The organism is Acidobacteriota bacterium (genome assembly GCA_016700075.1).
Lineage (GTDB): Bacteria > Acidobacteriota > Blastocatellia > Pyrinomonadales > Pyrinomonadaceae > OLB17.
Window position 1 is genome coordinate 2,915,247 of record CP065000.1, and the last position, 15,734, is coordinate 2,930,980.

The 15,734-nt window shown below is 53.6% G+C and carries 17 protein-coding genes and 1 tRNA gene; 15 read left to right on the forward strand and 3 right to left on the reverse strand.

All coding sequences use genetic code 11. The features are described 5' to 3' along the window. Window positions 1-110: 110 nt before the first annotated feature. From IPM50_13240 to thiD, 4 genes are read left to right on the forward strand one after another with little or no spacing between them, the layout of a single operon-like run. Window positions 111-2,150, forward strand: a complete 2,040-nt coding sequence (locus tag IPM50_13240; GenBank protein QQS32604.1) for a tetratricopeptide repeat protein — start codon at window positions 111-113, stop codon at window positions 2,148-2,150. Between the two features lie 45 nt (window positions 2,151-2,195). Next, the gene (locus IPM50_13245) at window positions 2,196-2,477 is read left to right on the forward strand and encodes a hypothetical protein (GenBank protein QQS32605.1); all 282 of its coding nucleotides are present in this window, start codon (window positions 2,196-2,198) and stop codon (window positions 2,475-2,477) included. Further along, a complete protein-coding gene (locus IPM50_13250; GenBank protein QQS32606.1) occupies window positions 2,477-3,094 on the forward strand; it encodes a thiamine phosphate synthase in 618 nt (205 codons plus the stop codon). The genes IPM50_13245 and IPM50_13250 overlap by 1 nt, the downstream gene beginning before the upstream one ends. Continuing rightward, entirely contained in the window at window positions 3,094-3,900 is an 807-nt protein-coding gene (thiD, locus tag IPM50_13255) for a bifunctional hydroxymethylpyrimidine kinase/phosphomethylpyrimidine kinase (GenBank protein QQS32607.1), read from the forward strand. Before IPM50_13250 ends, thiD begins: the two co-directional genes overlap by 1 nt. Before the next feature lies 1 nt (window position 3,901). Here the strand turns inward: thiD and IPM50_13260 are convergent, their stop codons facing one another. Beyond that, window positions 3,902-4,762: a hypothetical protein gene (locus tag IPM50_13260; GenBank protein ID QQS32608.1), complete on the reverse strand. Its 861-nt coding sequence runs from the start codon at window positions 4,760-4,762 to the stop codon at window positions 3,902-3,904. 98 nt (window positions 4,763-4,860) lie between these two features. On the opposite strand from IPM50_13260, the gene IPM50_13265 reads away from it, so the two are divergent. The 6 genes from IPM50_13265 (at window position 4,861) to ppk1 (ending at window position 10,198) form a co-directional block, all read left to right on the forward strand. Next, the gene (locus IPM50_13265) at window positions 4,861-5,160 is read left to right on the forward strand and encodes an acylphosphatase (GenBank protein ID QQS32609.1); all 300 of its coding nucleotides are present in this window, start codon (window positions 4,861-4,863) and stop codon (window positions 5,158-5,160) included. Window positions 5,161-5,162: 2 nt separating this feature from the next. Then, window positions 5,163-5,684 (forward strand): adenine phosphoribosyltransferase, encoded by a 522-nt coding sequence (locus IPM50_13270; GenBank protein QQS32610.1) that lies wholly within the window; start codon window positions 5,163-5,165, stop codon window positions 5,682-5,684. Window positions 5,685-5,728: 44 nt separating this feature from the next. Next, window positions 5,729-5,805: transfer RNA gene (locus tag IPM50_13275), tRNA-Arg, on the forward strand. Between the two features lie 148 nt (window positions 5,806-5,953). Continuing rightward, complete coding sequence (locus IPM50_13280) at window positions 5,954-7,552, forward strand: NAD(P)H-hydrate dehydratase (protein ID QQS32611.1); 1,599 nt, start codon at window positions 5,954-5,956, stop codon at window positions 7,550-7,552. After that, window positions 7,549-8,004 carry a tRNA (adenosine(37)-N6)-threonylcarbamoyltransferase complex ATPase subunit type 1 TsaE gene (gene tsaE / locus IPM50_13285; protein QQS32612.1) on the forward strand — a complete coding sequence of 152 codons (456 nt, stop codon included), beginning with the start codon at window positions 7,549-7,551 and terminating at the stop codon, window positions 8,002-8,004. The genes IPM50_13280 and tsaE overlap by 4 nt, the downstream gene beginning before the upstream one ends. 52 nt (window positions 8,005-8,056) lie before the next feature. Then, window positions 8,057-10,198: a polyphosphate kinase 1 gene (gene ppk1, locus IPM50_13290; protein ID QQS32613.1), complete on the forward strand. Its 2,142-nt coding sequence runs from the start codon at window positions 8,057-8,059 to the stop codon at window positions 10,196-10,198. Here ppk1 and IPM50_13295 read toward each other — a convergent pair. After that, window positions 10,190-10,753 (reverse strand): class IV adenylate cyclase, encoded by a 564-nt coding sequence (locus IPM50_13295; protein ID QQS32614.1) that lies wholly within the window; start codon window positions 10,751-10,753, stop codon window positions 10,190-10,192. The genes ppk1 and IPM50_13295 overlap by 9 nt on opposite strands. A gap of 181 nt (window positions 10,754-10,934) precedes the next feature. Here IPM50_13295 and IPM50_13300 point away from each other — a divergent pair, with 181 nt between their 5' ends. Together IPM50_13300 and IPM50_13305 are read left to right on the forward strand one after the other, a co-directional pair. Further along, complete coding sequence (locus tag IPM50_13300) at window positions 10,935-11,378, forward strand: BrxA/BrxB family bacilliredoxin (GenBank protein ID QQS32615.1); 444 nt, start codon at window positions 10,935-10,937, stop codon at window positions 11,376-11,378. Window positions 11,379-11,469: 91 nt separating this feature from the next. After that, the gene (locus IPM50_13305) at window positions 11,470-11,916 is read left to right on the forward strand and encodes a PilZ domain-containing protein (GenBank protein QQS32616.1); all 447 of its coding nucleotides are present in this window, start codon (window positions 11,470-11,472) and stop codon (window positions 11,914-11,916) included. Window positions 11,917-11,919: 3 nt separating this feature from the next. On the opposite strand, the gene radA is transcribed toward IPM50_13305, so the two are convergent. Beyond that, on the reverse strand, window positions 11,920-13,287 hold the full coding sequence (radA, locus tag IPM50_13310; GenBank protein ID QQS32617.1) for a DNA repair protein RadA: 1,368 nt from the start codon (window positions 13,285-13,287) through the stop codon (window positions 11,920-11,922). A 103-nt stretch (window positions 13,288-13,390) separates the two neighbouring features. Between radA and IPM50_13315 the strand changes: the two genes are divergently transcribed. Genes IPM50_13315 through IPM50_13325 form a run of 3 tightly spaced genes read left to right on the forward strand, consistent with a single transcriptional unit; the run spans window position 13,391 to window position 15,714 of the window. Next, window positions 13,391-14,548: a TRAM domain-containing protein gene (locus tag IPM50_13315; GenBank protein ID QQS32618.1), complete on the forward strand. Its 1,158-nt coding sequence runs from the start codon at window positions 13,391-13,393 to the stop codon at window positions 14,546-14,548. Window positions 14,549-14,569: 21 nt separating this feature from the next. Then, the gene (gene ispD / locus IPM50_13320) at window positions 14,570-15,241 is read left to right on the forward strand and encodes a 2-C-methyl-D-erythritol 4-phosphate cytidylyltransferase (protein ID QQS32619.1); all 672 of its coding nucleotides are present in this window, start codon (window positions 14,570-14,572) and stop codon (window positions 15,239-15,241) included. Then, the gene (locus IPM50_13325) at window positions 15,238-15,714 is read left to right on the forward strand and encodes a 2-C-methyl-D-erythritol 2,4-cyclodiphosphate synthase (protein ID QQS32620.1); all 477 of its coding nucleotides are present in this window, start codon (window positions 15,238-15,240) and stop codon (window positions 15,712-15,714) included. The genes ispD and IPM50_13325 overlap by 4 nt, the downstream gene beginning before the upstream one ends. Window positions 15,715-15,734: the final 20 nt, after the last annotated feature.

The window sequence follows — 15,734 nt, forward strand, 5'->3', positions numbered from 1 at the left end:
AGATTTGTAAAACAGGTGCGACCCAAGTCCCTCCTGTGTTATCCTTCCGGAATTTTGCCCTGCGGTCCGTTTAGTTGTTATTTTCGGCGTCAATATTAGGCCTGTAATAAATGAGTTTCGATAAAGCAAAAGCCATGCGAAATGCTGAGCGTTTCGTTGCTCAAGGCAAACTTCGTGCGGCCATCTCGGAATACCGTTCGGTCGTCGACAACGATCATCGCGACGTGTCCACGCTGAACATGCTGGGCGACCTGTATGCAAAGAACGGCGATAAGCGTGACGCAGTGAACTGCTATATGCAGGTTGCGGAATATTACAGCACTCAGGGTTTCGCACAAAAGGCAATCGCCGTTTATAACAAGGTCACAAAGATACAGCCCGATTCGCCGGACGTGACGGCAAAGCTGGCTGAACTCCATCGGTCGAAGGGTTCGCTTTCGGAGGCTCGATCACATTATCTGTCTTTGGCGGAACACTATAAAAAGAACGGCCGCCGCCTCGAGGCATTGGCGATGTACAAGCAGATCGCCCTGTTGGACCCTAACAATACAGAAGTATGCCTGCGGCTCGCTGAATCGTACTTGAGCGAAGGCCAACGCGAAGAGGCTATTGAAGCGTTTGCCGAAGCAGGTATAAGGCTCAGCCGCCAGAACCGGCACGAAGAGGCCATCCGTGCTTTGATGAAAGGCTACGACCTTAATGCCGCCGATCTCAGAGTGCTCGACGGATTGGTCAAGGCACAGACAGCTCTTGGGCGGGCAGCTAAGGCCATCTCGCTCCTGGAAGAGATCATCGAAAGCGACCCTTATAACCGCGATGTGCTGTATCTCCTGATCGAATGCTGTCTTGAATCGCAGAATGCGGCAGGTGCCGAGAATGCCGTTGTAAAGCTCGTCGAGATAGAGCCCGCTAACTATCCGAAATTCCTCGATCTTATCCGCATTTATTTGAATTTGAACGATCCGGGCTCTGCAGCACGGATCCTTACGATGTCTGCGGAATATCTGCTGGCAGGCGGCCAGGCTGACGAATGCGGAAAGTGGATAAGCGAGATCCTTGAACGCGAGCCGCTTCAGCTTGCCGGGCTACGGCTGCTGGTACGCTACAATTCCTGGCTCAACGACGAGAATGGAAAGCGTCTGGCATTGGAACGCCTCTATTCGGCAGCCTCCAGTGAAGGTGCGGTTGACGATGAGCGGTTCGCTCTTTCGCAGCTAGTTCACATCAAGCCCCATGAAACGCGGTATCGCGATCGTCTCAACGAGATTCGCCTAGAATATGGTGATGACGACGAAACCTCAGAAGAGGCAACGGAGGGGCATGCATCCGGCGTCGGGTCAACAGCTACCGCTTCCTTCGAGATACGGATAGAGCGTAACGGCCATGAAACAAATGGGCATGAAGCCTACGGCGAGCTTGCAGCCGATGCCGTTTCCGTCCAGGCATTGATGCCGCACATTGATGCATCGCCTCTTTCGTTAGCAGCTGCCGAAAGGCTCGAAAAGGAGCTTGAAAGCGTTGCGTTCTACATCGACAACGATTATTACGATCTCGCGAAGAAATCTATTGGCGAACTCGAAGCCGAATTCGGAAAACGGCCTGAGATCGAGGAGCTGCGGTTAAAGATCGGATACCCGTCAGAGCTGCATGAGGAAGAGGTGCCGGCCTCCGTCATCGTTGAGCCGCACGTCGAAGCAAGTGCGATCGGAATAAACGAGATGCGCTCCGAACTTGGCATCGATGACGCGGAAGAGCCGGACGGCGGTGATTTTGAGACGCATTATCAAATGGCCGTCGCATATCAGGAGATGGGCCTCTTTGAGGATTCCATACGCGAATACCAGGATGCGATAGCTCTGGTAAAGCCCGATGACGGCACGAAGCGATTCTATTCCTGTGCGACGCTCTTGGGACATTGTTTCGTTTCCACCGAGATGCCGCGTCATGCGATCAAATGGCTTACCCGTGCGCTTGAGACGCCTGAGATAACCGCCGACGAATACCACGGTCTTTGGTACGAACTGGGGACCGCGTACGAGGCGTGTGATGATATCGAGAACGCTGCCAAGTACTTCGACATGATCTATGCCGAGAATGTTGATTTCCGCGATGTTGGAGAAAGGGTCAAGAAGTTGTTGGTGACTCATTGATCCGCAGTTGTTTGCGGTAAAAGTAAAGTTCTATACTCTGACGGTATGGTTGAACGCCTGACCGTCATTTTTTTTATTATCCTTTGTCTGCTGTTGGGGTCGTTTCTGATCCTTGCACCGTGGGACATACTTTTCGGCAGTTGGGCGAATAACTACATTTTGATATTTCTTACCGATCTGATCGGGGTTCCCGAGGTGCAGCGTGCCGTGACCTCAACATGGTTCCGCGGCGGAGTAACGGGGCTCGGTATCTTCAACGTGTTCATAGCCGTCCGCGAGATAATCAAGTTCCGTGAAAGCGTGGAAATGCTCGAACGCGGTAATTGATGTCTTCGAACCGATACATCTACGTTATTACTGACGGTACAGCTTGCGATGCCGAGTTTGGACCTCACCGACATCGAATACTCGAACATGCCGCAGCAGCAGCGTCGAACGGTGCCACGCACTTTCAGATCCGCGAGAAGCAATTGTCCGCAGCGAGGCTCCTTGAACTCGTAAGGGATGCCGTCCGGGTTGTCGCAGGCTCCGGCCTAAAGGTCCTGGTCAATGAGCGTGCTGACATTGCTGTCGCCGCGGGTGCGGACGGCGTGCATTTGACGTCGCGATCATTCTCCGCGGCCGATGTTCGCGAAGCTTTCGGCGGCGAACTGCTGATCGCGGTTTCGACGCATAGTATCGATGAGGTGCTGCGAGCCGACGAGCAGGGAGCTGACCTTGTTGTATTCGGCCCTGTTTTTGATACGCCGGGGAAGACGACAGCAGGCATCGAAAAATTGAAGGAAGCGTGCGAAAAAGCGTCGGGCTTTCCGGTCATCGCTCTGGGCGGGATCGATATATCGAACGCAAAAGATGCGACCGAAGCCGGCGCTGCAGGCGTTGCCGGGATCAGATGTTTTTCGACAGCAGAGAACATAGCACGCGTCGTTGAAGTATTAAGGTAATGAGCCAGATAGTTGGAAAACCTCCGGTTTGCATGACCATTGCGGGACTCGATCCGTCAGGGGGTGCGGGCGTCGTAGCTGATGTGCGTGCATTCTCGCGGTTCGGCTGTTTTCCGTCGATGGTCATCACGTCAGTGACGTTTCAGAACACAACCGGCGTTTTTGGTGCAGAAAACCTGTCCGCTGAAAGCGTTCGGCAACAGGCCGATGCGGTTTTTGACGATTACGAAATTGCCGCTATGAAGACCGGTATGCTGCCGACGGCTGAGATCATCAACACGGTCGCGGATCTGGTCAGACGGAGAAATGTTAAGAATTTCGTGATCGATCCTGTCGTCCGCTCGACCTCAGGCTTCGATCTGATCGGCGACGAGGCGTTGCGGGCACTTGTAGCTGAGCTATTCCCTTTGGCGCTAATTGCTACGCCGAATCTTGCAGAGGCGGAACGCATCACTGGAATGAGCATCGAGACCGCATCCGACCTTGATCGTGCAGCTGCCGCGTTGCTGGAAACGGGCGTTCCATACGTGCTGATCAAAGGCGGCCATCGCATCAAAAGGGATGTCGACAGCGGCGTTGCACGTGATCATTTATTCTCACAAGCCGGAACACAGGCCTTCGATGCTGAATTCATCGAAACCACTGCAACTCACGGAACGGGTTGTGTGCTTTCTGCCGCCATCACGGCGAATTTGGCGTTGGGGCATTCTGTCGAAGATGCCGTCAGGACCGCGAAAGAGTTCGTTACGAACGCAATAAAAGATGCCCCGATGCTGGGGCATGGACATTCACCGATCGGAATTTGATCTAGTTAGCGGGCTTCAGGATGACGGGCGTTACATAGGTCACACCGAATGTGAAACCCGACTGCGGACTTTGCTTGGTCAAGCCGATAATTCCCGCCGTATCAAACCGCAATCCCGACGCCCGTATCTGAGTGCCGATACGCAATTGGCTGAGGCTTTCCGTGCCTAAAGGTGCCCCTCCGCTTCGCATATTTGCCCGGCCGTTGACCTCACCGACGATACTGACGCGGTCGTTGACGCGATAGTTTCCGGCGACGCCGTACAAAAACACGTCGTTCTGCGTAAACCGTTCGAGCGGTGCGGTCATGATGCCGAGGCCCACGTTGCCGAACAAGGTAAAACGCGAATAGTTCGCGCGTCGGGCGAAACGCTTTTGCAGAATGATCTTGGAGAAGATGTTGATCTGATTGGTACCGATGCCCTTTGCCTGGTCGGTGTTTGGCATTTGATAGCCGAATTTCATGCCGATAGCGGGAACGTAACGCGTCTCATTGCGAAGTTTGACCTTTGCGGAGATGACAAAATCATCCCAGTCGTTCGTTGAGTTTCCGGTCACGGTGAGCGGTATCGCCGACGGCCCCATGGAATTGATCGACACGAAATTCTGCAGCGTGCCCTCGATCTGTATCTCGACGTTAGGTGCGAGACCTGTTTTCACGCGGATGTCGCCCACACGTGTCAGATCGCCGTTGATGCCGGAAAGGGGAAATTTGGACCTTTGAAAGAAGTCGACGCCGGCAGATATTTCCAATGAACCAGGCGGTGTGATGTCGATATCGTCTGTTAAAAGCGGACGCTGCTGCGAACTCGCCGAAACGGCAACGCTCAACAGAAGCCCGACGATCAAAACCAGTCTCGACATCACAGTAATATTGGCACTAGTCCGTGAGTTTGTAAATCGAAAAGCGGGTCAGATTTGCAGAATCGCGGCTGAGACTGCAAAATCTTGTGAGTAACAAAATGCTGCCTGCAATTTTCGAACCGAAGATCACCGCCCGCCGTTTCCTGATCAGCGGACTTGTACAGGGAGTCGGTTTTCGGTATTTCGCCCAGCGGGCATCGGCACGTTATCAGGTCAAAGGCTACGTCAGAAACCTCGCTGACGGACGCGTCGAAGCTCTTGCCGAAGGTCCCGCAGAACTTGTCGAAAAGTTCAAAATGGACCTCGCAGCGGGACCGTCCCATTCGCGGGTGGACGGCATCGAAGAGGTTGTGGTCGAGCCAACCGGTTTATTTTCAACATTTAGGATCGAACGATAGATATGGACAATTTGAAAGCACTCATCAGGGAAGTTCCCGATTTTCCGAAGCCGGGCATTAATTTCTACGACATTACGACGCTGCTCCTCGACCCGGACGGGCTGCGTCAGGCGATCGACGCCTTGCACGAAAGCTGCGAGGGCCTTGGTATCGACACCATCATCGGTATCGAATCGCGTGGATTTATCTTCGGCGTGCCGCTTGCGTATAAGATGGGTTTGGGTTTCATTCCGGTCCGCAAGCCGAAGAAATTGCCGGCAGAAAAGGTCTCGGTCTCGTACGATCTCGAATACGGCCAGGACACGCTCGAGATGCACAAGGATGCCGTCGGCGAAGGCCATCGTGTGCTGATCGTTGATGATCTGCTGGCGACAGGCGGTACCGCACGTGCGGTTTGCGACCTGGTAGAAAGCGTAGGCGGTACTGTCGCAGGATTGCGTTTTGCGGTCGAACTCGACTTCTTGAACGGACGCAATAAATTCGAAGGCTACGATATCAGATCGCTGCTCCATTACGACAGCTAGGCCTTGACAATCCGCGATCTGAAACTCAAAATCCGAATTCGAATGGTCCCGTAGCTCAGCTGTATAGAGCGTCCGCCTCCTAAGCGGAAGGTCGCTGGTTAGAATCCAGCCGGGATCACCATCTTATTTGTGGAAGCAGGGCTGCAATTGCCGTTTCCTATAATGAACGGAAGAAAAGCGCGATAGAGCACAGTGGCAAACATTTAGCCGGGGTGAAAGCCCCGGCTTCTGTGTATTTGGCCGGCAAATTCTTGTGATAAATTGAAGAGATGCAGAAAGTGCTGACAGCGGCAGAGATGCGCGAGGCCGATCGGCTGACGACCGAACGCTACGGCATCCCGTCCATCATCCTGATGGAAAACGCCGCCCACGCCGTCGCACGCGTAATCACCGACAAGCTCTGCGGCTCGGTGGAAGGGAGATCGATCCTTGTGCTCTGCGGCAAAGGCAACAACGGCGGCGATGGCTTTGCACTTTCGAGGATCCTTTGGAATCAAGGGGCAAACGTTACGGTCTGCATGATGTTTCCGGATGACGAGGTTCGCGGTGATGCAGCGGAGAATCTGCGCTTGCTACGAAGGCTGCACGAAAACCGATCCGAGCCGTTCGTCCCGACCGTCTGCTTTGCAGAGGTCGGAACCCATCGCGCATTCTTTGACAGGCTAGATCCTTTTCTTGGCCCGGACGTGGTCGTCGATGCGGTCTTCGGCACCGGATTAACGCGGCCGCTGGAAGGCGAGCTGGCGGTGCTCGCGAAACAATACAAGAACCTCTTGACCGATGAAGATCGTCCGCTGTTTGTTTCCATCGACATTCCAAGCGGCTTGGATTCTGATTCGTCTGAACCGATCGGCGAAAGCTTTGCCGCCGATGTGACCGTCTCGTTCACTGCTCCAAAACCTGCGAATATCCTGCCGACGGCGTTCCGCCTAAATGGTGAGCTTTTTGTTGAAAATATCGGTTCCCCGCAAGAACTAATTGATGAGCAGCCATCGCAGCTTTATTTGGCGGAACAAAGCGACGCGGCGAATTGGCTCAAGCGGACGGAGTTCTCCGCGGATTCATACAAGAACAAACGCGGACATTCGCTGATCGTTGCGGGGTCGCCGGATTATTCGGGTGCGGCTGTTTTGGCGGCGAATGCGGCGATGCGGTCGGGAGCCGGAATGGTAACACTCGCGTCTCCCGCGGATGCCAAGGCTGAGATCGCATCGCGGCTGCTGCCGGAGGTGATATTGACGACGGTCGACCCGGACGAATTTGCGGCGCATATCGAGCGTTCGGATGCGGTCGCGGTCGGCTGCGGTTTGGACACTGAAGATGCGGCGGTCGGTGAGATCATCTGCGGGTTGATCGAAAATAGGACAAAGCCGACGATAGTTGATGCGAGTGCGCTGACTATGTTGTCGCCCGCGTCGGCAAAATTGCCGCCCGCTGACGCAGGCGGTCCTGACCTGATCCTGACGCCGCATGAGGGTGAGTTCCTACGGCTGCTCGGGACAGATGATAGAGACGAGATAAGGGATCGGGTGTCAGCGGTGCGCGACTTTGCGAGCAAAAACGGTGTGATACTCGTTTTGAAAGGCGAGCGTGTTCTGATCGGCTCGCCGGATGGACGAGTCGTAGTCAATCCGACAGGGAATTCAGGCCTTGGAAAGGCGGGGAACGGCGATACGCTTGCAGGAATAGTGGCCGGATTTGTTGCTCAGGCGGTGAGAATGAAAATAGATATATTCGAAACGATAATCGCGGCGGTTTACATCGCAGGAATGGCCGGTGACGTCGCGGAAAAGAAATTCGGCAAACGCGTGATGACAGCGTCCGACGTTCGCGAATGCCTTGTTGATGTATTTGCACAATTCGAATGACGGCGGCCGAAGAAAAAACGAATACGGAAAAAATATGCCGAACGCCGGAGGAAACGTTTTCATTCGGCGAGGAACTGGGCAATGCGCTGAGCGGCGGCGAGGTCATCTATCTGCATGGCGGACTCGGCGCCGGCAAGACGCTGCTGACGAAGGGAATTCTGAGCGGACTCGGCTACGACGTTGATGAGGTTTCGAGTCCAAGTTTCACGCTGGTAAATCTCTACGAGACTGATCGGTTCGCTGTTTACCACATAGATCTGTGGCGGCTCGAAAACGGCGCCGCAGATGTGGTCGGGCTCGAGGAAATATTAGAGAATGAAGATGCCGTCGTCATCATCGAGTGGGCGGAAAAGCTCGGTTCATTCAGCCCGAGACGTCAGGTTCTTGATATCTCTATCTCCGGCGATGGAGACGATCCGCGCACCGTCACCATACGCACGGAAAAAAGTTAACATCGAAAAACTTTGCCGCGAATTTGCCATTTTCTATACTTGAAAGTTCGATATGACGCTTTCCGGTTCACGAAATGGCAAGACCGCGGCTACGGCTGAAATAGCCGCCAGGCCGGTTCCGGCCGATCCCGGGCCGCTTTACTTCAACCGTGAGCTTAGCTGGTTGGAATTCAACCGCCGCGTTTTGGACGAGGCTGCGGACAAGAGTAATCCGCTGCTTGAACGTCTGAAATTCCTCTCTATCTTTTCAACGAATCTTGACGAATTCTTCATGATACGTGTTTCGGGCTTGAAGGAGCAGATCGCCGAAGGTGTTGACGATCTGTCGCCCGACGGGCTGACGGCGTCGGAGCAGTTGGATCAGATCTACAAAAAGCTGCGGCCGATGCGTAAGCGCCAAACGGCTTTGCTGAACGACGAGATACTACCTCAGCTTGCCGATGAAGGCATAACCATCGAGTCGTATGCTTCGCTGCCTGTAAAGGAAAAGAAGCTCCTCGATAAGTATTTTCACAACAATCTTTTCCCGATACTGACGCCGCAATCGGTCGATTCGAGTCATCCGTTCCCTTACATCTCAAATTTGAGCCTCAATATCGGACTTTACGTTGAGCCCGACCGCGCATCGACTCAGGCAAATCTCCGCCATCTTTTCCGACAGCGTCGCTTTACTCGCATCAAGCTGCCGCCGTCAGCACCCCGTCTGATACCGATCAACGAAAAGCGGGGTCGTTATGCATTGATCGATGAGGTCATAGCCGCAAACGCAAAAGAGCTTTTCCCGAATATGAAGGTCAGCGACGCGTTCCTTTTCCGTGTAACGCGTGATGCTGATATTGAGCTTCGAGAAGACGAGGCAGGCGATCTGTTGCGAACGCTCGAACGCGAACTGCAGCGACGTCGCGACCGTTTTCCTGTAAGGCTTGAGGTCGAGGCGAAGATGCCGGACAAAATGGTGCGGCTATTGACTTCGGGCATAGGATTGGCAAATGCAGACGTGGAAAAGGTCGAAGGGTTTGTGGATATTCCCGACCTGATGCAGCTTTATTCGCTTCGAAGGCCGCGGCTGAAGGACAGGCCGATACATCCCGTCATTCCGGCCCCGTTCCAAAAGAGCGAAAGTATTTTCGACGTCGTTCGAAAACAGGACGTCCTGCTGCATCATCCTTATACGTCGTTCTCAACGGTCACTGATTTTATTTCGGAAGCAGCCGAAGATCCGGATGTCCAAGCCATCAAGATCTGTCTTTACCGTACGGGCAAGGATTCGCCGATCGTCGCCTCGCTGATGGACGCAAGCCGACGAGGAAAACAGGTAACGGCATTGGTCGAATTGAAGGCCCGCTTTGACGAAGAGAACAATATTGAGTGGGCACGCCGTCTCGAAAAGGAGGGCGTCCACGTCGTTTACGGTATCAGCACCCTAAAAACGCATTCGAAAGTACTCCTTGTCGTCCGAAAAGAGAAGGACCGTCTTGTGCGATACGTTCACGTCGCGACGGGCAACTACAATCCGACCACCGCGAAGCTCTATACCGATCTGGGATTGCTTACCTCTGAGGATGAGATCGGCGAAGATGCGACAAGTCTGTTCAATTTCCTCACCGGCTATTCGCAGCAGAACAACTATAAACGTCTAGTTGTGGCGCCTCTGAATCTCCGCGAACGGCTGATCGCACTGATCCGTCGCGAAAAGAAAAACAAGCTTGCAAAGAAGGAAGCCCGCATCATAATCAAAGCGAACGCGATCACCGACGTCGAAGTGATCAACGAATTATATGAAGCGTCAAAGGCAGGCGTCGAGATCGATATGATAATTCGCGGCATCTGTTCGCTGCGGCCGGGCATCGCGGGTCTATCAGAAAATATACGCGTGAGGTCGATCGTTGGCAGGTTTCTGGAACACAGCCGCGTTTTCTATTTTGCGAACGGGGGCGGAGCGAATGATGAGGTTTATATCTCCAGTGCCGACATGATGAACCGCAGCTACGACCGACGAGTGGAAGTGATGGCACCGGTGCTCGACGCCGACATCAAGGCCTATATTCGTGATAAGTTCCTTGATGCGTATCTGAAAGACGCCGTCAACTGCAGCTTGCTGCATTCAGACGGGAGCTACACAAAGGTCGCGGCACGCACTTCGAGAAAACCGAATTCGCAGATATTTTTTGTAGGCGATGATGATCTATCCTGACGTTACGTTCTTCTTTACGAAACGCGATTCGAACACACCGTTCTTTTCTTTTCCGTATTTTGCCGTCAACCGCGGATAACCGCGGGCTTCGGTCTGCAGATCTTCGGCATCGAGCAATTTTTCAGCTTTTGTGATCTCGTCCATTTCGCCTTCGATCTCCATGTAATAGCCGAAAGGAAGTTCGTCCAGAACGACCTCAACCTGTCCCAAACGCCATGCCTTTCGGTGCTTTTCGTAAACGATGGCAAGTTTGTAGCCCAGCTTTTGAATTATGCTCTCGGTAGCATCAACGTCCGTAATATCGGTCTCGAATTCGATCTGATGTTTGAAATCCTTTTCGAAGCCGAGCTTCTCCTTATAAGTGAGAGTCGTGCGGCGGTTGGTCTTTCTCAGGCGTAGAACTGCACCGCGTTCATCCAGTACGCCGCCGCGGTGCAGATAATTTTCCTCAAAATTCTCGTAGTCGAACTCTGCTCCGAGTTCCTCGAGTTTCGCGGTCAGCTCGACAAGTTTTCGCTTGTCGATACGATATTTTTTTTCTATTTCGACCGCCATTTAATGCTTTTTCGGTTATCCAACTGAGATTCTAATTAAAGACATCGGATAGGGCAAACACAATGTCGGACGACTCGCCGAAATTGACTAAACTTTTCCAATATTTAATACTTGAAAAAAAGGTCAGGTTTCAACACGGCCTTTTGCACTTACATTTTTTAACAAACAGGGGAAATAAAATATGCCTTATCCGGAAATGATGATACACGGGATGCGACAGGAGCTTGTTCAGCTCGGAGTTGAGGAGACTCGCACACCGGAACAAGTAGATGAAGCGGTGAAGAACACCGATGGCACGCTGATGGTCGTGGTAAATTCGGTCTGCGGCTGCGCCGCGGGCGGTGTTCGCCCCGGCATCGCGATGGCCCTGCAGCAGGCAAATGCTAAGCCGAGCCGATGCGTAACGGTATTCGCGGGCGCCGATATCGACGCCACCGAAAAAGCTCGCGAATATTTCACGGGCTATGCTCCGTCTTCGCCGGCGATCGCATTGTTGAAGGACGGCCAGCTTGTCAAGATGTTTGAACGCCGCGACCTCGAAGGCCGTATGCCCGCAACGGTCGCAGAATCGCTCGTTGCGGCTTTCAATGAGCATTGTTCGAACGCGGACGCAGCGGCGAACTAACCGATATTGAGAATAATTCTATTGCGGTCGAAGGCCTTTTGCCGTTAGAATCGGAAAAGCCTTCGGCCGCATTCTTGCGCAGTTTAGATCAATGTCAATAAATCAGCGTCGCCATATCAGGTTCTCGCTCGACATTCCGGCTGTCATTCAGTTTCAGTCGGGTGTTCGCCAGCCGACGCGCCTGGAACAGATCAGCATCGGCGGCTGCTTTACAGGCTGGGAAGAGAATATCTATGTCGGCGACGAGTTCCGCATAGAGATCGAACTGCCAAACAAGAATTTTCTGCCGCTGTGGTGCAAGGCACTTTATCGATTCGAACACGCAGGCATCGGGGTCAAATTCCTCGACGTGACGCGTTTCGAGCAAGAATTGATATCAAAGATCATCGAATCAAAGCTCGACGCAGAAGGCGTTCCGCTACAGATCGATCCTTTCACCGTGCCGCCGACATTCGTCGGAGACGATCCAACGCCCCGTATTACAGAGATCCGCCGCAAACGTGACCTGATACTCGAAAGGATAATGTCGGCTGATTGACCACTAGAATAACTCGGAGACGGCGTCATCAAGACTACGAACGCCGATTACGCGCAGGCCGAGGAGTTTCTCCAGGCCTTTTTTGTTTGATTCGGGAAGAATTAGCTTCTTGAACCCAAGGGCCTGAGCTTCGCGGGCGCGTGCTTCTGCCTGAAGGACGCCGCGAACCTCACCGGTCAGCCCGATCTCGCCAAAAACCACGGTGTCAGCGGGAACAGGCTGATTGCGAAAGCTCGACATTATCGCCGCCGCCACTCCAAGGTCTGCTGCGGGCTCGTCTATCTCAATTCCGCCCGCGACGTTGATGAAAACATCCTCGCCGGAAAGGTGCAATCCGAGCTTTTTCTCAAGAACCGCGATCAGGAGCGATGTGCGGTTCTGATCAAACCCCTGCGCCATGCGTCGCCCCGAGCCGAATTTCGTACTGCTTACGAGTGCCTGAACCTCAACGAGAAGCGGACGCGTGCCCTCCATACAGGCAGTTACGACCGAGCCCGTGGCATTTTCCGGCCGCTCCTGCAGGAACATCTCTGACGGATTGGCAACCGGTTTCAGTCCTGTTCCCGTCATCTCAAAAACGCCTATCTCATTCGCTGCGCCAAAGCGGTTCTTCGCGGCGCGGATCACGCGGTGATTGTGATGGCGGTCGCCTTCGAAATAAAGCACCGTATCGACTATATGCTCGAGTGTTTTCGGCCCGGCGATCGAGCCTTCTTTCGTGACGTGGCCTGTCAAAAAGACCGGCGTCGCGGTGCGTTTGGCGAACATCATCATCTTTGCCGCGGCATCGCGAACCTGAGATACGCTGCCGGGCGACGATTCGATCTGGTCGCTGTAAACCGTTTGGATCGAGTCAATTATGAGGAAATCCGGCTTAAGTTTGTCGGTCTCGGCAAGGATCGCATTCAGGTTTGTTTCCGGAAGCAAGAACAGGTTCGACGCCTCGACACCGAGCCTTTCGCCTCGCATTTTCACCTGTTTTTCGCTTTCTTCGCCTGTAACGTAAAGAACTCGTGTGCCGTTGCGGCCAAGTTTGTCCGCCATTTGCATTACGATAGTGGATTTTCCGATTCCCGGAGCACCGCCTATCAGCACGAGCGAGCCTGCGACGATGCCGCCGCCGAGAACGCGGTCAAATTCGTCGATCCCCGATGATACGCGGCTGTCGTCCTGCGGTTCGACGTCAGAATATGACACGGGAGACGCCGCAAACGGGGCGATTCCCGGCGGCAAAGCCAGTTTGGACGGCGGCCGGTACGTCTCTTCGACGAGCGTATTCCACTCGCCGCATTCGGTACATTGACCGAGCCATTTCCGTGACTGTGCGCCGCAGTTTTGACACGCAAAAATAGTTGAGGGCTGTTTTGCCATTGACAGCAAAAAGCATACAACACTGCCGCGGTTTTCTGCACTGCCGGCGCTCTTTAAAGAGCATTAACCCGAAAATCCGTTTTCATGCTAGAATTTGCGAGGCATGAAGGTTGATGTTCTCATACTTCGGATAGCATTTGTCGGGCTGCTGGTTCTGCTCGGCTATTTGCTCAATCCGTTCGAGCGGACGCATCGTTTCGGGATGGAGGCGATCACGAACGATGAGACGCGGAGGATCCTTTCTGCAATACTCGGTTTCGTCGTCGGAATGCTGATCATAGGCTTTGAGATGCGTGTTCGCCGTGCGAGCCTCAAGACGCTGATCGGAGCCGCGGTCGGCTCCATTCTCGGTATCGTCGGGGCGTTTTTGATCGGCGTTTTGATCTCAATTCAAAAGGAAGCTGCCGTTTCTGCTGAGATGCAGACGTTCTTGACCATCGCTCTGGCTTTTTTCATGGGCTACGTCGGGCTGATGGTCGGTGCCGCAAAAGGCGACTATATCGACCTTTCGGCTCTCGGCGGTGTTTTCAGTGACAAGAATCTAAAACGCGACTACAAGCTGCTTGATACCTCGGTCATTATCGACGGCCGCATAGCCGATGTCGCGGAAACAGGATTTTTGGGCGGTTCGATAATAATCCCGAATTTCATCCTGACTGAACTTCAGCAGGTCGCTGATTCTGCCGATTCCTCAAAACGCCAACGCGGCCGACGCGGTCTCGATATGCTGCAGCGGCTCCGGAATAACACCAAACTCGATATTCAGATCGTTGAGACAGACTTTCCGGCGGTTAAAGAGGTCGATCTAAAGCTTATCGAACTCGGTCAGCAGCTTGACGCCGTTATTGTTACCAATGATTTCAATCTGAACAAGGTAGCCCAGCTTCGCGGTGTCGATGTTCTCAATATCAACGAACTCGCCAATGCATTGAAACCGGTCGTTCTGCCCGGCGAGGCGATGCGGGTCTATATCTTGAAAGAGGGAAAGGAATTCAACCAAGGCGTGGCTTATCTGGACGACGGAACGATGGTCGTGGTTGACGACGCTCGCCGTTTGATCGGAAAAACTGCCGATATCGCCGTAACCAGCGTGCTCCAGACGACCGCGGGCAAGATGATCTTCGGCAAGCTGTGGGAAGACAAAGAGGAAGCGAACGGCAATACCGAATCCACATTTTCCATTCATGATTCCCGCTCTGTCGGCTTTCGGCGGGCGACGCGGGAACTCCGGCAGGCAACGATCATCGAAGAGATCGATTAGCAACAACAACTGCTGAATGTAATGAATTCTGCGATCATCGTCGCCGCAGGCTCAGGCCAAAGATTCGGCTCAGAAATACCAAAACAGTTCGTCCCGATCCTCGGAAAACCATTGATAGCGCGCACGTTAGAGCGTTTCACAGAATGTGATGCGATCGATGAGATCGTGCTTGTGCTTTCGGAAGACGGCGAACGGGTTTTTGCCGAAATGCCGTTGGATCTTCCGGGCTTAAAGATCGTCCACGGCGGCGAAACCCGTGCTCGATCAGTTCGAAATGGCCTGGACGCCGTCGACGCGGCATCTCGGGTCGTTGCAGTTCACGACGGAGCACGCCCTTTGGTAACGGTTGACGAGATCGCAAAAACGGTAAGGGCCGCAGAGCGAACCGGGGCAGCATGCCTCGTCGCGGCCGTGTCCGATACGATAAAATCGATCCGCGGCAACGAGATAACAGCGACTTTGAACAGGACGCAGCTTCGTAGGGCGCTTACGCCGCAGGCTTTTCACGTTGAGGTATTGCGAAAAGCGTTTGAGAACATCGAACTCGATGATCGTGTTACCGACGAATGCTATCTGGTCGAAAAGCTCGGCCATCCGATCACGATAGTCGAAGGCAGTTCGCGGAATATCAAGGTCACGCATCCTGAGGACATTCTCTTTGCCGAGGCTGTCCTCACTTCAGGCACAATATGATCAGGATCGGATTCGGAACGGACATTCACAGGCTCGAAGCCGGCCGGCCGCTGATCATCGGCGGCGTCGAGATACAGTCAGATGTTGGGGCGGTGGGGCATTCTGATGCCGATGTGCTGCTTCACGCGATAACTGACGCGGTTCTCGGCTCGCTCGCTCTCGGCGACATCGGGCAGCATTTTCCTGATAGCGACGAAAGATGGAAAGGAGCAGACAGCCTGACCTTTTTGCGGCACGCGAACAAATTGATAAGTGAAAATGGATACTTGGTCGTAAATCTCGACTGCGTCATCGACCTCGAATCGCCAAAGCTTCGCCCGCACATCGAACAGATGCGCGGAAATATCGCGGCGGCTCTCGATATTGATATCGACGGCGTCAGCATCAAAGCAAAGACCGGCGAAAAGGTTGATGCAGTCGGTGAACGGCGAGCGATAAGAGCACAGGCAGTAGTGCTTGTAACAGGGAATTAGGTGACAAGTGACAAGTGAAC